This window comes from Nocardia cyriacigeorgica (assembly GCF_029868385.1).
Classification (GTDB): Bacteria; Actinomycetota; Actinomycetes; order Mycobacteriales; family Mycobacteriaceae; genus Nocardia; species Nocardia cyriacigeorgica_F.
The window spans coordinates 235305-254929 of record NZ_JARWNX010000056.1 but is presented as its reverse complement, the minus strand read 5'-3'; the positions used below and the strand labels follow the sequence as shown (position 1 = coordinate 254929).

Genomic DNA, 19625 nt, shown 5'->3' with positions numbered 1-19625 from the left:
TGATCTGAATGGCCATGTTCACGATGGGTTAGTCGTTTGTCTCCTGCGAGAAAAATCTTCACGAACACGCGGGTCCGTGACCCGAAGCGGTATCTGTGGTTGCTCGGGCTGATCGCGCCGGGGTGCGCGATACTTCCGGCGGTGCTCGTCGCCTCGACCGGACTTCGACTGTTCTGGTGGCTCGGGCCGATCATCGTGTTGGTGGTGATCCCACTACTGGATGTGATGGTGGGCGAGGACGGGAGCAATCCGCGCGACGACGATTACGAGGAGCTGTCGAACGACCGCTACTACCGGTGGTGCACCTATCTGTTCCTGCCCATCCAATTCGCCGGGCTGTTCCTCGCCGGACATCTGTGGTCCGGTGGGCAGCTCGGCGTCGTCGACCGGCTCGGCCTCGCGTGCACGCTGGGGCTGGTGTCCGGTATCGGGATCAACGCCGCCCACGAACTCGGCCACCGGGCCGAGCATCTGGAACGGTGGCTGGCGAAAATCGCGCTGGCCCAATCCGGATACGGGCATTTCTTCGTCGAACACAATCGTGGTCATCATGTCCGGGTGGCGACTCCGCAGGACCCGGCCAGTGCGCGATTCGGCGAATCACTGTGGGCGTTCCTGCCGCGCAGCGTGCTCGGCGGATGGCGATCCGCGGTCGCACTGGAGAGGGAACGTCTGTCCCGCAAGGGGAAACGCTGGTTCAGTGTGGGCAACCATCTCGTCCAAGCATGGTCGATGAGCCTGGTCCTGTTCACCACCCTGATCCTGCTGTTCGGTCCGCGCATCATTCCGTTTCTGCTGCTGCAAGCGCTGATCGGTATCGGGTTACTGGAAACGGTGAACTACATCGAGCACTACGGACTGTTGCGGGCGCGCCGCGCGGACGGCCGGTATGTCCGATGCTCACCGCGCGACAGCTGGAACAGCGACCGTCTGGTCACCAATATCTTCCTGTTCCATCTACAAAGGCACAGCGACCATCACGCGAACCCGGGTCGCAGATATCAAACCCTGCGCAGCTGCGATGCGGCGCCGCAATTGCCCGCGGGATACGCGAGCATGATCGTGCTCGCGGCGGTGCCGCCGCTGTGGCGGGCGGTGATGGACCGTCGCGTGCTGGCCCATTACGGCGGTGACCTCGGCCTCGTCAATACGAAGCGTCCGACGAAGCGCTGCGCCGCGACGGTATCCCGATAGCCGCCGGACCATCGTCATCGGCCAGCGGGCCACAACGAACATCGAATCGTTCGCGGACGGTGTCGAGGACGTGGCGCAGATGCGCCCGATCGCGGCGGTGGGTGAGCGCGAATCGTGCCATTGCCAGCGCCCGCCGCGGCAGGGGATACCACCGGTCGAAATCCAGTCCGCACTCACCGAACACCGCGCTCGGCAGGGCGTCGTAGAGCAGGCTCGCGTTGTATTGGGTGAGCGCGAGGACCGTATACGGCAGCACCGTTTTCGACTTGCCGATCAGATCCGGCACATCGAGAGCGTAGAGCGGAACCTCGGTGAGCTTGTCCGAGAACATCAGATGTGTCAGGAAATAGCCGATCATCGTTGTCAGGTGCATGGTCGCCGACCGCGGCTGGATCGACAGCACCGCACCGCTGTCGGAGACATACGGCTCGTAGGGATGGTCGTGCCGCATGAGGTAGCCGGTGCAGTTCACGATCCAGCTACCCGGCGGGATCGCCTTGCGCGCACCGCTGCGCAGGATCAGCTGGGGCGTGCCGTCGTCGTCGACGGCGTCCACGAGATGATCCATGAGCACCTCGTTCGTACCCGCGGCGATCGTCGCGTTCTCCGATTCGGAGAGAATGCCGAGCAGGAAACTGCCGGTCTCAGGAGTCGGCCAGGTGCCGAATGTCGCGCGATGCCACTCCCACACGGCCGCCTCGTTGGTCCCGTCGAAGCGGCGGGTCGTTGCCCGGAGGAAACCACTCACCAGCTCGCCGTCCCACCATCTGCGGGCGCCGGTGGGGAAGAACCGATCGCGATCGTTGAAGAATGTGCCCGATCCCGCGAGGAGATTCACCTCGCGGCCGGGATATTCGGTGATGAGCGTGTGCGCGGTGTCCATGGCTGTCTTACCGCTGCCGACGATCCACACCGGTTCGGCACCCTCGCGCATCTCATCGCCGCGCATATCGCAGTAGTCGGGCGACACCGAGCGGACCCGCGTACTGGAGAGGTCGAGCGGATCGTTGGGGGTGATGCGGAAGCCGTACGCCTTGATCAGCCGTTTCGTCTCGATCACCTGGGACCGGCCGTCCGCGGACACACAGGTGGCCCTGACGAGACCGTCGGTCTCCTCATGCGAGACCATCGTCCAGCCGAACAGCTCGTCGACCCGCACCCGCTGCTCGATCGTGTCGAGGCAATACGCCAGGTGATCGAGGACCTCGCCCTTCGTCGCCAGATGGGAGCGCTCCCGGTCGAGCGTCCAGGCGATATCGCCCGCGGTGAAGAAGCCGTGCGGCTGATGCAATCGCACATACGGATAGGTGTCGACCCACATGCCGCCGACCCGGTGCCTGCTGTCGACGAGAACGACCTTCTGCTCACGGGTGAGATAACGGGCGGCGACGAACAATGCGTTCAGTCCGGTGGCTCCCGCTCCCACGATGCAGACATCGCAGCGTCGTATCGCGGTATCGCGTGCGGCCTCGGCGGAATGTGGTGGTCGGGACATGATCGGACCTTTCTGTGCAGCACGCCGGACTTCGTGCCTACGACTCATCGTCGGCCCGCGGCGAAAGGCCGAATAGGGTAATCGCCTACTCGGCTTGCGTTTCCCGGCTCGCTGTCCCGACCGCCGCGAACAGGCGATCGAGTACCCGTTTACTCACCTCGGCGCCCGCCCACGCTGTTGCACTGAAGGGGTTCGGTCCCGTGATCATTTCCGTCAGCGGATGTAGAGTCAGGAGGGTGAATGGGCGGCGATACCGCCCCGCGACCGGTACCCCGAACCGGCGTGGAGCAGGCTCTGAATCGACTACCTCAGGCATACTCACTGGCCTTGCGGCTACGCGAGACCGGCATCTCGGATGAGCAACTCGCCATGTACCTCGACATCGCGCCCGAATCCGTCACCGTCTTCCTCCGGATAGCCGAAGGAAAATTGCGGGCGGCACTGGCCGAGGACGATGCGGACGCATAGTGTTCCCCGCTCCGGCGCCGCGCCACGCGACGGCGCGCTGTGGCCCCTGACCGGGCGCACCGAGGAACTGCGTGCCGCCGAAACCGCGATGCGTGCGGGCGGTCTCGTCCTGTCCGGTGCGGCCGGTGTCGGCAAGACCCGGTTGGCGGGGCATCTGCTCGGCACGGCCGGACCGCCCTGGCAGCCGGTCTGGTTCGCGGCCACCGATTCGTCCCGATCGATCGCGCTCGGCGCGTTCGGTGCGGCGGCCTCGGAGGCCGCGCTCGGCAGCGACACCCTGGAACGCACCCAACGGCTCGTATCCGCGCTGGCCGCGGCCCCACCGGGACGGCGCGCGCTCATCGGCGTCGACGACGCCCATCTGCTCGACGAGGTCTCGGCATTCGTGGTGCACCAGCTGGTGTCTCGGCACCTCGCGGTCGTCGTCCTGACTGCCCGCTCACATACATCGTGCCCGGCCGCGATCACCGCGCTGTGGAAAGACCGCCTCATCGAACGCATCGAATTGCAGCCACTGTCGGAGAGCGAGACCCGTGGTCTGCTCGAGACCGCCCTCGGCGGGCAGATCGAGTCGAGCAGCTTCCGCCGGTTATGGGACATCACCCGCGGCAACACACTGTTCCTGCGCCAGCTCACCGCCGACGAGACCGCGGCCGGGCGGCTGCATCGCGCCGGTCCGGTGTGGGTGTGGGAAGGCCGGCCCGCCGTATCGCCCGGCCTGAGCGAGCTGATCGCGCACCGCATGGGCGCACTGGATGCCGAGCTGCGCGATGTGCTCGACATGCTCGCGCTGGCCGAACCGATCGAGGCGACCGTGCTGGCGGAGCTGACCGATCCGGCCGCGCTCGAGCAGGCCGAAACCCAGCAGCTCATCGATATCGACACCGTCTCCGGCCGATGTTCGGTGCGGCTGGCCCATCCGCTGTTCGGCGAAGCCCGCCGGGCCGCGGCGGGTGAGATGCGGTTGCGCACCCTGCGCAGCCGCCTCGCCGACGCCCTCGCACACACCGATGACACCGACCCGAGGATCGTGGTGCAGCGCGCGATGCTCGCACTGGAATCCGATCATCGGCCCGAACCCGTGCTGCTGACCGTCGCGGCCCGCGCGGCCATGCAACTGCTCGATCTCACCACCGCCGAACGGCTCGCCTACGCCGCGGGCCAAGCGGGTGGCGATCCGGTGACACAGCTGACCTACGCCCTGGTGCTGGTGTTGCTCGGGCGCGGCGCCGACGCCGAAACCGTGCTGGCGCGCCTGGAATCCGCCGACGAGGTCACCGTGCGAGTGCATGCCGCGACGGTGCGCGCCGCCAATCTGGTCTGGATGCTCGGCGACCCGGTGGGCGCCGACGCCGTACTGGCGGCCTGCGAGCCCGACGCCGAGCGCCATGGTCTGCACGCCGCGCATCAGGCAGTGTCGGCGTGTATGCACGTGGTGCAGGGACGTCCGCGTCGCGGCGCCGACACCGCGGCCGCGGCGCTGGCCGATCCTGGCCTGCCGCCGTTCCATGCGGTGATGGCCTCGGCGGCCTACGTCCAGGGACTCGGCGCCCTCGGTGACATCGCGGGTATGGAACGCGCCGCCACCGAGGGCTTCGCCTTCGCCGCCCACAACCCGGAGACCTCACATCTGCGGTTCTGGTTCGGCGCCCTCCAGGTGCGCGCCTATCGGCTCTCCGGTCATCTCGATCGGGACCGGCAGGTGGTCGACCGGTTGCGGGAGCAGGCCGAGCACGCGCCACCCGGTATCGCCAGCGCCCAGATCACCCTGCTGCGTGGCCACTCCGCCCTCGCGCACGGTGAACTCGCGGAGGCGCTGCGCTGGCTCGAGGACACCCGGGCGGCGATCGATCTCTACCGCGAGTCCAGTGGCCTGCGCGCGGCGGTCCTGCTGTGGCTGGCCGAGGCCTACGCGATGAGTGGACGTCATGACGTCGCGTCCGAGGCGCTACGGGAACTGGAGTCGGTGCTGCCCGCCCAGTACACGTTCATGCGCACCGCCGCTCGCCTGTCCACCGCATGGGCCCTCGCCGCCGAAGGCGCCATCACGGAGGCAACCGCGGTGGTGAACGAAGCGGTGCTGGCGGCGCGCGAACGCGGCGAATACGGCAACGAGGTGCTGTGCCTCCAGACCGCGACCCAATTCGGCGACCCCTCCGGCGCGCCCCGGTTGGCGGCACTCACCGAGCTGGTGCAGGGCCCACGCGCGGCGATCGCGGCCGAGCACGCGGCCGCCCTCGCCGCCCGCGACGCCACCGGAGTGGAGCGGGCCGCGGCGCGCTATCTGGACATGGGCGATATGGTCGCCGCCGCCGATGCGTACGCCCAGGCGGGCTCGCTGTACACCGCCGCCGGGCGTAATGGTCATGCCCAACTCGCCGTCCGGGAAGCCCACCGCCTCGCCGACACATGCGCCACCGCCGACACTCCCGCCTTGCGGATCGCTATGCAGCCGGTCGCGCTGACCGGCCGTGAGCGCGAGATCATCCACCTCGTGGCCGAAGGTCTGACCAGCCGCAAGATCGCCGAACGGCTGCACCTGTCCACCCGGACCGTGGAGGGCCACCTGTACCGCGCCGCCCAGAAGACCGGTGTGGCCAACCGGGACGAGCTGGTCGCGTTTCTGCTCGGCCGCGCGGTCGAGTGATGGGCGGCCGATCGCAGCTGTCGTGTTGCCAGCGGGTGCCGTTCGCGCCGAAAGGTTTGATCGCATCGGTTCGTGATCAGCCGATCGCGGGTACCGGCTTCGGCGCGATGTGCGTGGTTCGGTGCGTGCGCCGCGCGTGACCGCGCTGGGACTGGCCATCGGCCTCGCCGCCGGTGCGCGCAGCCCTCTCGAGGCGTCCGGGACGCAGCAGATGGTGGCGCGGCTGACGTCGGCGTGGCAGCACCCATTTGTTGACAGTGCTTACATATCCCGTTAGCCTCGATGTTAGCACTGGACACATTTAGCAAGGGAGCTTTGCCGATGTCACCGACCCGCCAGGAGACAGTCGAGGTCGATCTGGGTGGCCGCACGGTCGCCGTCCCGAAGGGCGGCCTGTACGACCGCTACCGGATGAACACCGATCTCGACGAGGTGTCCCGTGATCCCCGCGTCAGCAGCGTGGACTTCTTCCGGAAGCTGCGCAAGACCAAGGTCGATTCGCCGATCGGGGAGACGCTGACCCCGAACTTCTACTACCGCATCTCGACCACGCGGCTCACCATGCTCGCCCGCACCAGGGCGATCCGTGAGCGCCTGCCGCGGGAACTGGCGCCGCTCCAGGTCGCGCCCGGCCTCGGTCTGGTCTCGGTCATGTTCTTCCGCTACGACGTCTGCGATATCGACTTCTACACCGAAGCCGCCGTCGGTGTGGCCGTGCGGCCCGCCCGGCACGGGCGACTCGGATTCCTCGACCTCGTCACAGCCCTCGACAACGATCATCTCGATTCCTATGTGCTGTCGCTTCCGGTCAGTTCCGATATCGCCCAGGTCCGCGGCCACGATGGCTACGGCTTCCCGAAATGGGTGACCGACCTCGATGTCGACATCGATGCCGACCGGACCGTCGCACACGTCGCCAACGACAACGGCGACACCGATCTGGCGCTCGCGGTGGCCACCCCCGCGCAGACCGCGTTCGCCTCCGGTGCGCACGTCTCGTCGCTCACCTCCTACACCTGTATCGGCGGGGTGTGGCATTCGACCCTGAGCCAGACCAATGTGCTCTCGGCCGGAACCGCGCGCCTTCCGCGCAATCTCGACCTCCAGATCGGCCAGGGCCGGATGGCCGACGATCTGCGGTCGCTCGAGCCGATCAAGGCAGTTCGCCTCGACGTCACCACCGAAGGGCAGCTCGCCCTGCACATGCCGGTTCCGATCGCGGTCCCGGCCCGGAACTAGGCCACCTCCCTCGGCAATCCCACCGACCGAGACAACATCGGAGCCGTCATGCCCACCACACCCGCCACCCTGTCCACTCCTTCGCCCGGCTCCGGCCTGCCCGCCTCGGTGAACGCGCCGCTGATCGAGCGCCTCGCCGCCCGCGTCACGGCCGCCGCGGACGCCGAACGCGTCACGACCACCGCGCCCTACACCGGAGACCCGCTGGCCGATCTGCCGGTCTCCACCCCAGCGGATGTCGAGACCGCATTCGCGCGCGCCCGCGGCGCCCAGGCCGCCTGGGCGCAACGATCCATCCGCGAGCGCAAAGCGATCATGCTGCGTTTCCACGACCTCGTGCTCGACCGGCAGAACGAGGTGCTCGACCTGATGCAGGCCGAGAGCGGTAAGACCCGAAGGGACGCGTTCCTCGAAGTCAGCGATATCGCCATCACCGCCAGGTATTACGCGCGCAATGCCGCGAAACTGCTCGCACCGACCCGTCGGCGCGGCGCGATCCCGCTGCTGACGCACACCACAGAACTGCGCCATCCCAAGGGTGTGGTCGCCGTCATCTCACCGTGGAATTACCCGTTGAGCATGGCGGCAGGCGATGCCATTCCAGCGCTCATGGCGGGCAACGCGGTGGTGCAGAAGCCCGATACGCAGACCGCGCTCACCGCGCTGTGGGCGCTGGATCTGATGCATGAGGCCGGCCTGCCCGCCGGTGTGTGGCAGATGGTGGTCGGCCGCGGCAGCTCCATCGGCGGTGCGTTGATGGACAATGCCGACTACCTGATGTTCACCGGCTCCACCGCCAGTGGACGCAAGATCGCCCGCGATGCGGGGGAGCGGCTGATCGGTTCCTCGCTGGAACTCGGCGGCAAGAACGCCATGCTGGTACTCGACGACGCCGATATCGGCCGCAGCGCCGATGGCGCGATCAACGCCTGCTTCCCGTCGACCGGCCAGCTCTGTGTATCCATCGAGCGCATGTACGTCGCCGAGTCCATCCGCGACCGGTTCGTCTCCGAGTTCGTCTCGCGCACCAAGAAATTGCGGCTCGGCGCCGCCTACGACTACAGCAGCGACGTCGGCTGTCTGACCAATCAGGCGCAGCTGGACACGGTCACCGCCCATGTCGCGGACGCCGTCGCCAAGGGCGCGACCGTCCTCGCCGGCGGTCGGGCGCGCCCGGATCTCGGCCCGCTGTTCTACGAACCGACCATCCTCACCGATGTCACTCCCGAGATGACCCTCTACGACCACGAGACCTTCGGCCCCGTCGTCAGCATCTACCCGTACGACGATGTGGAGGACGCCATCGCGCTGGCGAACGCCACCCCCTACGGCCTCAATGCCAGCGTCTGGAGCCGCAACGGCGCCAGGGGGCGCGCTGTGGCGGCGCGTCTGCACGCGGGCACGGTCAATGTCAACGACGCCTACGCCGCGGCATGGGGCAGCATCGACTCCCCGATGGGTGGCATGGGTGATTCGGGCCTCGGCCGCCGCCACGGCGCCGACGGCATCCTGAAATACACCGAGCCGCAGACGGTCGCCCAGCAACGCCTCCAGGGATTCAACGCACCCGCGGGCATTCCGCATCGCGTCTGGGCGGCCATGCTGACGACGGCGCTGCGGGTACTGAAAGCCGTCGGCGCCCGCTGAACCGGACACGAGAACACCGCGCCGTGGCTGCCGCGGCCCGGTGGCGATCCTTCGATCCGAGCCACCGCGAATAGCGGCGAAGCGCGCTGCTCTGCACCCGCTGATCGGCGATCTCGATCACTCTGTGCGCGTCCTCGGCGTCGAAGCCGCCGCGCTGGAAATCCGCCGAGTTCAGTTTCACCGCGATGGAGAAGTTCGATGACACGGTGGCGCGGATATGTGGGTGGACGCCGCATGTGCGCGTTGCTAACATTAGGGGAGATGTAAGCGTCGTCAACTTGCTAGATTGGAATCATGCCAACGTCGACCACGTCGTATCACCACGGCGATCTGCCCGGTGCGCTCGTGCGTGCCGCCGTGGAGTTGCTCGAGGAGGGCGGCGCATCCGAGCTGTCGCTGCGCGCGGCGGCGCGGCGGGCCGGGGTCTCCACAGCCGCTCCGTACCGGCATTTCGCCGATCGCGATGCCCTGTTGTCGGCGGTGGCCGCGGTGGGCTACCGCGAATTGGCCACCGATCTCGTCGCCGCGCATCCGGCGCCGACCACCGCCGATGATCTGTCCGCCATCGCCATCGCCTACGTCCGGTTCGCCCTGGATCGGCCGGGGTTGTTCCGGGTGATGTTCGCCGAGCCGTGCGACCCCTCCAGTCCGGAACGGCTGGCCGCGACCGAGGCGATCAAGGGCTATGTCGATTCGATTGCCCGGCAGGTATTCCCGGAATCGGACCCGGAATCGATGGCGACCGCGCTGTGGGCGCTGGTCCACGGGCTGGCGTTTTTGTACCTCGACGGAAAGTTCGAATCCTCCTCGCCCGAGGCCGTCGCCGAACGGGTCCGGGCGGCGGTGTTCGCATCGCTGGCGGTCACCGGTCGGGCGAGGCCGACAGCCGACGCCTGACGGGCCGCCCGCGTGAATGTCAGCGCCTCGGTGTCGTCTCGCTGACGACGGCCAGTGTGGACGCCAACTGATCGAGCAGCGTCTCGACGACCTCGGCGGTCGTGACCTCACATCGGGTGCTCTCGATGGCGATCTCCTCACCCATGGCCAGCCAGCCGCGCACCGTCATGATCTGCCACGGGGTGGGATCGGTGATGCCGGCGGCGTGCACGATCCGCTCGGCCAGTTCGGTCCGCGCGTCACGGAACGCACCGACCACTCGTTCGTCGCCGCCCGCGCCACCGCGCACCAATGACACGTAATTGCGGGTCCGGCGGCGGATGAATGCCACATAGCCGGTGGTGATCGCCCGCAGCCGATCCCGGCTACCGCCTTTGCCCGGGTCGCGCGCCTGATCGAGCATGCGGCGCGACGCCGCGACCACCACCGCGACGTAGTAGTCGGTTTTGGTGTCGAAGTAGTGGAACAGCAGCCCGCGCGAGATACCGGCCTGCTCGGCGACCCGATCGATGGACAGTTCGTGGATGGGGGTGTCGACGAGCAGGCGCAGCCCGATGCCGACCAGTTCGGCGCGCCGATCCTGCGCGCTCTTCCTGCGGGCGCCCGCGGCGGCGCGGCCTGCGGGCGATGCGGTGGCCTCGGTCATCACTCCACCATAGCCCTTGTTGAGCGTTGCTCAATAATGCTACGTTTTGAGCATTGCTCAACAAGCGGCGCGAGGAGTTCTGTGATGAAGCGGTCGAGGATCTTGATCACCGGCGCGAGTTCCGGATTGGGGATGGGTCTGGCGCGGGAATTCGCCGCGCGGGGCGCCACCCTGGCGTTGTGTGCGCGCCGCACCGATCGGCTCGAGGCGTTGGCGGCGGAACTGCGGTCGGCCCATCCCGCGGCCGAGGTGTTCGTGCGCGCCCTGGACGTGAACGACCACGCGGCGGTCACCGAGGTGTTCGACGGTTTCGCCGCCGAGCTGGGTGGATTGGACCGGGTCATCGTGAACGCCGGTATCGGTCGGGGTAAGGCGTTGGGGGCCGGGGGGTTCGAGGAGAACCTGGCCACGCTGGAAACCAACCTCGTCGCCGGATTGGCGCAGATCGAAGCGGCGATGGCGATCTTCCGTGCACAGGGTGAGGGTCATCTGGTGGTGATGTCGTCGGTGAGCGCGTTCCGCGGTCAGCGGCGAGCGATGACGTCCTACGCGGCGAGCAAAGCGGGTCTGGCCATGCTGGCCGAAGGCCTGCGCGCCGAATTGTCCGGCCGCAGCCGGATCGTGGTGAGCACGATCTATCCGGGCTACATTCGCACCGAACTCAATGAGCAGATCGCGAACGCGCCGTTCATGGTCGACGCCGAGACCGGCTGCCGTGCGCTGGCGAAGGCGATCGAGAAGGAACCGGCCACGGCCGTCGTCCCGGCCTGGCCGTGGGCGCCGATCGGTCTGGCCATGCGCACGCTTCCGCTGTCGCTGGTGCGCAGGCTGAACTGAATCGCAGCGCGCGAACCGATACCGAGAGACCGAGGAGGCACGATGCTGTTGTCACCGTCACCGCGCGGGGCCGAGTTGGCCGAGCGGGTCAGGGAATTCATCGATACCGCGATCACGCCGGTCGAGGCGGACTATCACGCCGAGCTGGCCGAGGCCCGCGCCGCCGGCACGGCCTGGGAGCCGCTGCCGCGGATGAAGCAGCTACAGGCCGAGGCGCGGGCGGCCGGGCTGTGGAACCTGTTTCTCCCGGCCGAACACGGGGACGCCTACGCCGAGCGCTTCGGCACCGCCGGGGGAGCGGGCCTGACCAACGTCGACTACGCGCCCATCGCTGAACTCACCGGACGGTCGCTGATCGCCCCGTACGTGTTCAACTGCAATGCGCCCGACACCGGAAATGCCGAGGTGTTGTTGCGCTACGGGAGCCCCGAACAGCAGCGGGAATGGCTGGAACCGTTGCTGGAGGCGAGAATTCGCAGCGCGTTCCTGATGACCGAGCCCGGTGTGGCGTCCTCGGACGCGACGAACATGGAAGCGACGGCGGTCGTCGACGGTGACGAGATGGTGCTCAACGGCACCAAATGGTGGTCGACCGGCATCGGGCACGCCGAGTGCGAACTGCTCATCTTCATGGGCCTCACCGACCCGGACGCGCACCGGCACCGGCGCCACTCGATGGTGATCGTGCCGCGCAGCGCGCCCGGTGTGGAAATCGTGCGGATGCTGCCGACGATGGGCTGGTACGACGAGCCACACGGCCACGGCGAGATCCGCCTCACCGATGTGCGGGTGCCACTGTCGAATGTTATCGCCGGTCCCGGCCGGGCCTTCGAGATCGCGCAGGGCAGGCTCGGTCCCGGTCGCATCCATCACTGCATGCGGTTGATCGGCCTCGCCGAGCAGTCGCTGGAACTCGCCTGCCGACGCGCCCTGTCCCGCACCGCTTTCGGCAAGCCGCTGGCCAATCTGGGCGGCAACCGCGAACGCATCGCCGACGCCAGGATCGCGATCAATCAGGCGCGTCTGCTGGTGCTGCACGCGGCCTGGCTGCTCGACACCGGCGATCCGGCCGCCTACGGCGCCGTCAGCGAGATCAAGGTGGCCGTGCCGACCATGGCGCAGGACGTGATCGATATGGCGATGCAATTGCATGGCGGCGCTTCGCTGTCGGAGGATCTGCCGTTGGCGCCCGCCTGGCTCCAGGCCCGCGCGATCCGGTTCGCCGACGGCCCCGACGCCGTGCATCGCGGCGTCGTCGCCAGGATCGAACTCGCGAAGTACCGTCAGGCCGACGCATGAGCGGCGGCACCGATCTCGACCAGGCCCGTGCGGTGCGCGATGAGGACTCCTTCGACGTGCACGTGGTCGCCGAATGGTTGCGCGAGAACGCCGAGGACCCGGCCGGTCTGGACGGCGTGCCCGAGGTGCGGCAGTTCACCGGCGGCGTCTCGAATCTCACCTACCTGCTCCGCTATCCGGAGCGCGAGGTGCTCCTGCGTCGGCCACCGGCGGGCAGCAAGGCCAGCAGCGCCCACGGTATGCGGTCCGCTGGCACGGTGGCGCGCCATCTCCACCCGATCGCGCGACTGGAGGGACTCCAGCGGTAGCGGCCGCGGTCGGTGGGCCGCTACCCGCCCGCGACCGAGGGGATGATCATGACCTCGGTATCGGCGTCGACGGGGGTGTCCAGGCCGTCGAGGGTGCGGCATTCCTCGTCGCCGACATAGAAGTTGACGTAGCGGCGCAGTCGCCCGCTCTCATCGCGCAACCGGCGCTCCAGCGCGGGGGAGCGCTCGCGCAGGGCGTCGAGGACCTGGCGCAGGGTGGCCCCGTCGACGTCGAGTTCCTTCGCGCCGCCGACGTACGGGCGCAGCATGGACGGCAGACGCACGCGGGCCACGGTGCTATCCGATGACCGCCGCGCGCACGCACAGCACATCCGGCAGCTCCCCGGCCACGAGCTGCCAGTGCTCGCCTTCGTCGGCGCTGCAATAGACCTCGCCGTTGCGGGTGCCGAAGTAGATGCCCGCCGGGTCGGCGTCGTCGGCGCACATGGCATCACGCATGACCGCCGCCCAGAACGGCACCTGCGGCAGTCCATCGGTCTTGGCCGACCAGGTCTGCCCGCCGTCCTCGCTGCGGTACACCGCGCATCTGCCGTCGGGCGGGAACCGGAAGCATTCCATCTCCGCGTCCAGTGGGAAGGTGTAGATCACGCCGGGGCGGCGTGGGTGCGCGACGATCGGGAAGCCGAAGTTCGATGGTGGCAGACCGCCGTCGATGTGCTGCCAGCTCGCGCCGTCATCGGTGCTGCGGAAGACGCCACCGTGATTCTGGAGGTACAGGGTGCTCGGCGTTCCCGCGTCCAGGGCGACCTTGTGGACGCATTGACCCCATTCCGGTAACCCATCGGGGATGAAGTCGGCCGTGACACCTTTGTTCGTCGGTGTCCACGACGCCCCGCCGTCGGAGGTCTGATACACACCGCCGGTGGAGATGGCGACCGCGATCCGCTGCCGGTCGGTCGGATGCGGCAGGACGGTGTGCAGTGCGAGCCCACCGCCGCCCGGCATCCACTGCGGGCGGTGCGGATGATCCCACAGGCCCCTGACCAGATCGAAGGTCCGGCCGCCGTCGGCGGAGCGGAACAGTGCCGAGGGTTCGACGCCCGCGTACACCACATCGGGTTCGGCGGCGGTCGCTGGCGCGATCTGCCAGACGCCCTCCAATGCGGCGCCGGTGTCCTCGGGGAAGGCCAGCGGTGCGTCGTCCGGTTCGGTCCAGGTGTCGCCGAGGTCGTCGCTGACCACGAGGGTGGGTCCGAAATGGCTGTTCAGCACGCCCGCGAGCAGGCGGGGCGGATCGCGCCGGGTGTCGATCGCGAAAGCCTTCACATCGGCGACCGCGAACTGCGGCGGGCTCACCTCCCACCTCGACCGGCCGTCCCTGCTGCGCGCGAGGAACAGCCCCTTGCGCGTCCCGATTCCGAGCATTACGTCCATCGCCGACCTCCATGGTCACCGCCACGCAGACGCGAGCCTACGCCGCGGCGTGCCCCGACTCGGCCGAAACGAACCCGACCGGCGTATTCGATCGAACGCCGCGCGGCGGCGTGACATTTGCGCGACCATTTCGTAATGTATCCGTGATCTGTTTCCGAGAGCGAGAGTAGGCGGTGGTCGAGTTCATGCGTGGTCAACATCGCAAACCGACCGAACGCCGAAAATTCGCACCGCTGGCCGCATGCGGCGCCACGACCGCCGGTATCGCCGCCCTGTGGGTGACGATGGGGCCGACCTCGGCCACCCAGCCCGCCGCGGCCGTGGACGCGCAACCGGCGGCCGCCGTCGCCGCCGACCCCGGTCCGGCCACCGTGCCGCCGGTATCACCGCCGCGTCCCGCACTACCGGCGACCGCCGCCGATCAGGTACCGGCCTTCGCCAAGGAGGCCACCCAGCACATTCCGTGCCCGACCGAACTCGTCGGCGCCCGCCCCCACGTGGCCCAGGTCGGCAATCTCATCGGCAAAACCTTCGCGGTCGCCGATATCGGTGGCGCCATCGGCCGCGGCAACGACGACCACGGCGCGGGTTTAGCGCTGGACTTCATGACCTCCGATCGCGCGCACGGCGATGCGATCGCCGATTTCGTGCTGGCGAACCGGGAACGTTTCGGCGTGACCTACGTGATCTGGCAGCAGCGCTACAACGACGGCGGTGGCTGGTCGTACATGGAAGACCGCGGCAGCCCGACCGCCAACCACTACGACCATGTGCACGTCTCGTTCGCCGCATCGGCTGATGTGAACCTGATCTGCTGACCACACGCCCGCTGTGTCGGCGACCCACGGCGCAAGTGGGCGGCGAGGCGGATCAGGCCCGCCGCGATGTGGGCGGAAACCTACCGCGACGCAGATCGGACCGTTGCGAATAGCGGCAGACCCCACCGCCCGCGGCGCGCGACGAGCAACCTCAGCGTGGGGCGATACGGAACAACCCGGTCATGGTGCCCTGATAGAGGGTCCGATCCGGTGCGATGGTGCCCACCATTTGCAGGGTGTCGTGCAGGGGAGTCGCGCCGATGAACTCCTCGTGATCCACCCGGCCCGTCGCCGCATCGATCACGGTGTAGTGATAGCTGTCGGCGACGCCGATACCGGGCAGCGTGGCGCGGCGCGCGATCGTATAGATCTTGCCGTCGGCCACCGACAGGCGCGGAACCGCCGCCGATCTCGTGTCATTGGTCCATACCACGCGGCAGCCGGAGGTCGACACATCGACGCGAACCATCCCGCCCGTGAACTCCGCTTCGGCGGGCACGCTGGGTCCGGCGCCCTCGGGAACCGTCGGATACGGGTAGCCGTAGGTGCTGGCGACGAACAGGCTGCCACCCGAGCCGATCGGCGAATTCTCGGTGCCGTCGACGGTGGGCACCGAACACACCCGGTCACCGGTGCCGGTATCGAACACCAGCAGATTCTCCTCGGGCACGGCGTTATCGGTGATCGCCAGATACTCCGTGCCGCGATCGGGACCGAAGAAGGTGGGCGTGGCGCCGGTACCCCAGCTCAACTGGCCCGGCTTGCGACCGGGACCACGGTCGTAGGCCGCACGCCACACCACGTGCGGTTCGCCCGCCGCGTCCACATCGAGCAGGTACAGCGCGTGCGTGGTGGCGATGGCGACACCTTCGGGTGCGGTGGAGATGCTGTTGGCGACCTTCTCGCCGGGTCCGAGCACGATCGAACGCGCCGCGCCGGTCGCCGGGTCGACGAAACCTGCCGCGGCATTGTCGGTGGCGAACCACACCCGGCCGTCGAAATCGGGCATCACCGAACTGACCGCATCGCATGCACCGCCACCGCAATGACCGGCCACCGCTTCTGCGATATCGGTTCGCGATTCGATGAATACCGTCCAGCCCGCGCCGTCCCGGCGATGCCCGATCCGCAGCAGCTGACCGCTGCCGTCCACGGTGACCATGCGGTCGTGGTTGTCCAGGTAGGCGTACACCCCGCCGAGCAGGCTGCCCTTCTCCAGATCCAGTGCGGCGAGCGGCCGACCATTGGTCGGGTCGAGCAGGAAAACCGTGGGGGAGCGTCCGAGGATCTTCGTGCACAACGCCTGCGGCATCCCGTCGGCGCCCTGCACGATCGTCGGACAGGCGGCGGCGAGCGCGTGGAAATCGCTGTCGACCCGGCCGGTGCCTGGACCGGGGAACGGTGTGGCGTCGGAGGATTCGGCGTCACCGTGCATGGTCGCGGTGCCCGGTGGGCCCAGGTGCGGGTTGGCGGGCGGCAGCGAACCGAAGGCCGCGGCGGACGATCCGGTGGAGACCGTCAGCGCGGCGGCCATGGCGAGCGCGGCCGTCGCGGTGGCGCGCCCAAGTCTGTCGAACACGGATAACTCCCTGAGTGTCTTCGTGCGGGTCGGCTCCGCGCCGACCCGCACGGACCTGGCCGATTCGACCGGGCCTCCACGAACATTCGCGGTGTCACGCCGTGGTGTCAACCGCACGTCCGTCGAGAGAGTTCACGGGCTCACCGTTGTCGCCGGGCACCGGGTCCAAGTGGATGACCTCGTGCAGGACGGCGTGCAGCGCCGGGCTGGTGTCTGCGGTGCGCCAGGCGGCGCGCAGATCGACATCGGGTGCGCTGTCGGTGAGGGGCAGGAACACCACATGCGGATCGGTGACATTGTCCGCCACCGATGCCAGCGTCAGATGACAGCCGACCTCCGCGCCGACCAAGGCCAGCGCGGTCTGCGTATCGGGTGCGATCTGCACGATATCGGGCACGACGCCCTGCGCACCGGTGAGTCGTCGCAGGCGATCCGGCAGCACCGCGCCTTCGTGCGGCGTCAACGAGACGAATGGCTCACCGGCGATGTCGGCGATGGAGACGCGGTCGGCCCCCGCCATTGCGTGGGTGTCGGCCACCGCGACGACCAACGAATCCGGCATGACGACGCGCGCGCTGACCTCCGGCGCGATGATGTCCCATCGGCCGAGGGCGAGGTCGGTCTCGCCGTCGAGGAGCTTCTTCATCGCGGGCTGGGCGAAGTTCTGGCTGGACAACTCCAGTGCGATCCCCGGCCGCTTGGCATGCACCACGCGCGCCAGCCGGGCGAGCAGACGGTGGGTCGACACACCGGCGAACGCGATACGCACCAGGCCCACCTCACCGTCATCGGCCGAGCGCACCGCGGCCTGCGCGCGCCGCAGGGCCTCGAGCGCATCGTTCGCGGGGCCGATGAGCGCTATCCCGCTCTCGGTCAACGAGACCGAACGGGTGTTGCGATCGAACAGCGTGGTGTCCAGCTCCCGTTCGAGCCGTTTGATCGCGCGGCTGAGCGGCGGCTGCGCCATATGCAGGCGTTCGGCCGCGCGCCCGAAATGCAGTTCGTCGGCGACGGCGAGGAACGCGCGTAACTGGGCCATATCCATCTCGCGGTGATTATTGCAGATGAGGTATCACAGCCCCGCTGATCGAGTATTGGACTGGAGGTAATCGCCGCGGCGATAGTGGTGGGCATGAGTTCCGAGGTACCGGACGACGTCTTCGCCGACATTCGCGCCCAGGTCCGTGATTTCGTCCGCACCCGCGTGGTGCCGCGTGAGACCGACATCATGGACGCCGACGCCATCCCCCAGGACCTGCGGGAGCGGGCCGCCGAGATGGGCCTGTTCGGATACGCGCTGCCCCAGCGGTGGGGTGGGCTCGGCTTGGACCTGGTCCAGGACGTCGAGATCGCGATGGAACTCGGCTACACCTGCCTGGCGTTCCGTTCGATGTTCGGCACCAACAACGGTATCGCCGGACAGGTCCTGGTCGGCTTCGGCACCGGCGAGCAGCAGGCGCGCTGGCTACCCGGTATGGCTTCGGGGCAGATCATCGCGTCCTTCGCGCTGACCGAACCGGGCGCGGGGTCGAACCCGTCCGGTCTGCGCACCACCGCCCGCGCGGACGGCGAACACTGGGTGATCGACGGGTCCAAATGCTTCATCACCAATGCACCGGTGGCGGATCTGTTCCTCGTCTTCGCCCGCGTGCAGCCCGCCCCCGCTTCGGGCACCGGCATCGCGGTGTTCCTGGTGCCCGCCGACGCGCCCGGTGTCGAAGTCGGTGCGAAGGACACCAAGATGGGCCAGCAGGGCGCCGGTACCGCCGATGTCACGTTCAACGGCGTGCGGGTCGGGCCGGAGGCGCTGGTCGGCGGTGACGCCGATGCCGGGTATCGGGCCGCGATGACCTCGCTCGCGCGTGGCCGGGTGCATATCGCCGCGCTCGCGGTCGGGCAGGCGCAGCGGGCGCTCGACGAATCGGTGGCCCATGCCGCGACCGCCACCCAGGGTGGTGTGCCGCTCGGCGAATTCCAGCTCGTCCAGGCGATGCTCGCCGATCAGTACACCGGCGTGGCGGCGGGTCGGGCCATGGTCCGGGACGCCGCACGGGACTGGGTGACGGGCGCGGACCGGCGTATCGCACCGTCGGCGGCGAAACTGTTCTGCACCGAGATGGTCGGGAAGGTGGCCGATCTCGCGGTGCAGGTGCATGGCGGTTCGGGATATATGCGCGGGGTTCCGGTCGAGCGGATCTACCGCGACGTCCGGTTGCTGCGACTGTACGAGGGCACCAGCGAGATCCAGCGCCTCATCGTCGGCGGCGGGCTGGTACGAGCCCACCAGCGGGACGCCCGATGACCGACCCCGCGCCGTACCGTTCCGAGAACCCTTGTCCCCCAACCGAAAGGACCACCATGCTCGCCGACCGCACCGCCGTGATCACCGGCGGAGCCCAGGGGATCGGCCTGGCCATCGCCCGCACCTTCGCCGAACACGGCGCACGCGTCGTCATCGGCGATCTCGACGAGGCCGGTGCCGTGGCCGCGGCCGACGCGCTGCCCGGACCCGCGCTCGGGGTGCGCTGCGATGTCACCTCCGCCGACGAGGTGACCGCGTTGCTGGCGGCGGCCACCGAAACCTTCGGCCCCCTCGACATCATGGTCAACAATGCGGGCATCACCCGTGACGCCACCATGCGCACCATGACCGAACAGCAATTCGACGAGGTCGTCCAGGTCCACCTGCGCGGCTGCTGGAACGGCACCCGGCTGGCCGCGGGCATCATGCGTAACTCCGGCGGCGGCTCCATCATCAACCTGTCATCGATCTCCGGGAAGGTCGGCTTCGTCGGCCAGACCAACTACTCGGCGGCCAAGGCGGGCATCGTCGGACTGTCCAAGGCCGCCGCCAAAGAGGTCGCGCATCTGGGCGTGCGCGTCAATGTCATCGCACCGGGACTCATCCGCACCGCGATGACCGAGGCGATGCCCGCCAAGGCATGGGAGGCGAAAATGGCGGAGATCCCCATGCAGCGGGCCGGTGAACCCGCTGAGGTCGCCTCGGTCGCCTTGTTCTACGCCAGCGATCTCTCCTCCTATATGACCGGAACGGTCGCGGAGGTCACCGGCGGCCGACACATCTGAGTCCGCACGCCGGGCCCGTAGGTAGGAGCGCCGACCTGCCGATCGGTTGTACCCGAATCGCGATACCGG

At 68.4% G+C, this 19625-nt stretch carries 18 protein-coding genes; 12 read left to right on the top strand and 6 right to left on the bottom strand.

The annotated features are described in order from the left end of the window. Nucleotides 1-36 precede the first annotated feature (36 nt). Nucleotides 37-1194 carry an alkane 1-monooxygenase gene (locus QH168_RS19100; protein ID WP_432421131.1) on the top strand — a complete coding sequence of 386 codons (1158 nt, stop codon included), beginning with the start codon at nucleotides 37-39 and terminating at the stop codon, nucleotides 1192-1194. Here QH168_RS19100 and QH168_RS19095 read toward each other — a convergent pair. Further along, nucleotides 1145-2689, bottom strand: coding sequence for an FAD-dependent oxidoreductase (locus QH168_RS19095; protein WP_280236075.1), 1545 nt, complete (start codon nucleotides 2687-2689; stop codon nucleotides 1145-1147). The genes QH168_RS19100 and QH168_RS19095 overlap by 50 nt on opposite strands. Before the next feature lie 282 nt (nucleotides 2690-2971). On the opposite strand from QH168_RS19095, the gene QH168_RS19090 reads away from it, so the two are divergent. The 5 genes from QH168_RS19090 to QH168_RS19070 all read left to right on the top strand — a co-directional run bounded on the left by QH168_RS19090 (nucleotide 2972) and on the right by QH168_RS19070 (nucleotide 9587). After that, nucleotides 2972-3157: a hypothetical protein gene (locus QH168_RS19090; RefSeq protein WP_280236073.1), complete on the top strand. Its 186-nt coding sequence runs from the start codon at nucleotides 2972-2974 to the stop codon at nucleotides 3155-3157. After that, on the top strand, nucleotides 3144-5804 hold the full coding sequence (locus QH168_RS19085; protein WP_280236072.1) for a helix-turn-helix transcriptional regulator: 2661 nt from the start codon (nucleotides 3144-3146) through the stop codon (nucleotides 5802-5804). The genes QH168_RS19090 and QH168_RS19085 overlap by 14 nt, the downstream gene beginning before the upstream one ends. 321 nt (nucleotides 5805-6125) lie before the next feature. Then, nucleotides 6126-7043: an acetoacetate decarboxylase family protein gene (locus QH168_RS19080; protein WP_280236071.1), complete on the top strand. Its 918-nt coding sequence runs from the start codon at nucleotides 6126-6128 to the stop codon at nucleotides 7041-7043. Between the two features lie 48 nt (nucleotides 7044-7091). Then, nucleotides 7092-8690 carry a succinic semialdehyde dehydrogenase gene (locus QH168_RS19075; RefSeq protein ID WP_280236070.1) on the top strand — a complete coding sequence of 533 codons (1599 nt, stop codon included), beginning with the start codon at nucleotides 7092-7094 and terminating at the stop codon, nucleotides 8688-8690. 294 nt (nucleotides 8691-8984) lie between these two features. Then, the gene (locus tag QH168_RS19070; RefSeq protein ID WP_280236069.1) at nucleotides 8985-9587 is read left to right on the top strand and encodes a TetR/AcrR family transcriptional regulator; all 603 of its coding nucleotides are present in this window, start codon (nucleotides 8985-8987) and stop codon (nucleotides 9585-9587) included. A 19-nt stretch (nucleotides 9588-9606) separates the two neighbouring features. Here the strand turns inward: QH168_RS19070 and QH168_RS19065 are convergent, their stop codons facing one another. Next, nucleotides 9607-10233 (bottom strand): TetR/AcrR family transcriptional regulator, encoded by a 627-nt coding sequence (locus QH168_RS19065; RefSeq protein WP_280236068.1) that lies wholly within the window; start codon nucleotides 10231-10233, stop codon nucleotides 9607-9609. 84 nt (nucleotides 10234-10317) lie between these two features. On the opposite strand from QH168_RS19065, the gene QH168_RS19060 reads away from it, so the two are divergent. Genes QH168_RS19060 through QH168_RS19050 form a run of 3 tightly spaced genes read left to right on the top strand, consistent with a single transcriptional unit; the run spans nucleotide 10318 to nucleotide 12677 of the window. Next, a complete protein-coding gene (locus QH168_RS19060) occupies nucleotides 10318-11070 on the top strand; it encodes an SDR family oxidoreductase (RefSeq protein WP_280236067.1) in 753 nt (250 codons plus the stop codon). A gap of 42 nt (nucleotides 11071-11112) precedes the next feature. Further along, nucleotides 11113-12369 (top strand): acyl-CoA dehydrogenase family protein, encoded by a 1257-nt coding sequence (locus QH168_RS19055; protein ID WP_280236066.1) that lies wholly within the window; start codon nucleotides 11113-11115, stop codon nucleotides 12367-12369. Then, nucleotides 12366-12677, top strand: a complete 312-nt coding sequence (locus QH168_RS19050) for a phosphotransferase family protein (RefSeq protein WP_432421130.1) — start codon at nucleotides 12366-12368, stop codon at nucleotides 12675-12677. Before QH168_RS19055 ends, QH168_RS19050 begins: the two co-directional genes overlap by 4 nt. A gap of 20 nt (nucleotides 12678-12697) precedes the next feature. Here QH168_RS19050 and QH168_RS19045 read toward each other — a convergent pair whose 3' ends face one another. Beyond that, nucleotides 12698-12961 (bottom strand): MoaD/ThiS family protein, encoded by a 264-nt coding sequence (locus QH168_RS19045; RefSeq protein ID WP_280236065.1) that lies wholly within the window; start codon nucleotides 12959-12961, stop codon nucleotides 12698-12700. 13 nt (nucleotides 12962-12974) lie between these two features. Next, nucleotides 12975-14072 (bottom strand): WD40/YVTN/BNR-like repeat-containing protein, encoded by a 1098-nt coding sequence (locus tag QH168_RS19040; RefSeq protein WP_280236064.1) that lies wholly within the window; start codon nucleotides 14070-14072, stop codon nucleotides 12975-12977. 185 nt (nucleotides 14073-14257) lie between these two features. Between QH168_RS19040 and QH168_RS27595 the strand changes: the two genes are divergently transcribed. Beyond that, nucleotides 14258-14890 (top strand): hypothetical protein, encoded by a 633-nt coding sequence (locus QH168_RS27595; protein WP_348537597.1) that lies wholly within the window; start codon nucleotides 14258-14260, stop codon nucleotides 14888-14890. 151 nt (nucleotides 14891-15041) lie between these two features. Here the strand turns inward: QH168_RS27595 and QH168_RS19030 are convergent, their stop codons facing one another. Then, on the bottom strand, nucleotides 15042-16424 hold the full coding sequence (locus tag QH168_RS19030; protein ID WP_432421135.1) for a hypothetical protein: 1383 nt from the start codon (nucleotides 16422-16424) through the stop codon (nucleotides 15042-15044). 139 nt (nucleotides 16425-16563) lie between these two features. Continuing rightward, a complete protein-coding gene (locus QH168_RS19025) occupies nucleotides 16564-17514 on the bottom strand; it encodes a LysR substrate-binding domain-containing protein (protein WP_280236062.1) in 951 nt (316 codons plus the stop codon). 87 nt (nucleotides 17515-17601) lie between these two features. Between QH168_RS19025 and QH168_RS19020 the strand changes: the two genes are divergently transcribed. Both QH168_RS19020 and fabG read left to right on the top strand, forming a co-directional pair. Then, nucleotides 17602-18771 (top strand): acyl-CoA dehydrogenase family protein, encoded by a 1170-nt coding sequence (locus tag QH168_RS19020; protein WP_280236061.1) that lies wholly within the window; start codon nucleotides 17602-17604, stop codon nucleotides 18769-18771. Nucleotides 18772-18827: 56 nt separating this feature from the next. Further along, nucleotides 18828-19556 carry a 3-oxoacyl-ACP reductase FabG gene (fabG, locus tag QH168_RS19015; protein ID WP_280236060.1) on the top strand — a complete coding sequence of 243 codons (729 nt, stop codon included), beginning with the start codon at nucleotides 18828-18830 and terminating at the stop codon, nucleotides 19554-19556. Nucleotides 19557-19625: the final 69 nt, after the last annotated feature.

What these genes read in the sequence shown, in the direction of transcription:
- QH168_RS19095 (WP_280236075.1), bottom strand. Translation starts at nt 2,689, where the DNA reads ATGTCCCGACCACCACATTCCGCCGAGGCCGCACGCGATACCGCGATA.
- QH168_RS19085 (WP_280236072.1), top strand. Translation starts at nt 3,144, where the DNA reads ATGCGGACGCATAGTGTTCCCCGCTCCGGCGCCGCGCCACGCGACGGC.
- QH168_RS19080 (WP_280236071.1), top strand. Translation starts at nt 6,126, where the DNA reads ATGTCACCGACCCGCCAGGAGACAGTCGAGGTCGATCTGGGTGGCCGC.
- QH168_RS19075 (WP_280236070.1), top strand. Translation starts at nt 7,092, where the DNA reads ATGCCCACCACACCCGCCACCCTGTCCACTCCTTCGCCCGGCTCCGGC.
- QH168_RS19070 (WP_280236069.1), top strand. Translation starts at nt 8,985, where the DNA reads ATGCCAACGTCGACCACGTCGTATCACCACGGCGATCTGCCCGGTGCG.
- QH168_RS19065 (WP_280236068.1), bottom strand. Translation starts at nt 10,233, where the DNA reads ATGACCGAGGCCACCGCATCGCCCGCAGGCCGCGCCGCCGCGGGCGCC.
- QH168_RS19060 (WP_280236067.1), top strand. Translation starts at nt 10,318, where the DNA reads ATGAAGCGGTCGAGGATCTTGATCACCGGCGCGAGTTCCGGATTGGGG.
- QH168_RS19055 (WP_280236066.1), top strand. Translation starts at nt 11,113, where the DNA reads ATGCTGTTGTCACCGTCACCGCGCGGGGCCGAGTTGGCCGAGCGGGTC.
- QH168_RS19050 (WP_432421130.1), top strand. Translation starts at nt 12,366, where the DNA reads ATGAGCGGCGGCACCGATCTCGACCAGGCCCGTGCGGTGCGCGATGAG.
- QH168_RS19040 (WP_280236064.1), bottom strand. Translation starts at nt 14,072, where the DNA reads ATGGACGTAATGCTCGGAATCGGGACGCGCAAGGGGCTGTTCCTCGCG.
- QH168_RS27595 (WP_348537597.1), top strand. Translation starts at nt 14,258, where the DNA reads ATGCGTGGTCAACATCGCAAACCGACCGAACGCCGAAAATTCGCACCG.
- QH168_RS19030 (WP_432421135.1), bottom strand. Translation starts at nt 16,424, where the DNA reads ATGGCCGCCGCGCTGACGGTCTCCACCGGATCGTCCGCCGCGGCCTTC.
- QH168_RS19025 (WP_280236062.1), bottom strand. Translation starts at nt 17,514, where the DNA reads ATGGATATGGCCCAGTTACGCGCGTTCCTCGCCGTCGCCGACGAACTG.
- QH168_RS19020 (WP_280236061.1), top strand. Translation starts at nt 17,602, where the DNA reads ATGAGTTCCGAGGTACCGGACGACGTCTTCGCCGACATTCGCGCCCAG.
- fabG (WP_280236060.1), top strand. Translation starts at nt 18,828, where the DNA reads ATGCTCGCCGACCGCACCGCCGTGATCACCGGCGGAGCCCAGGGGATC.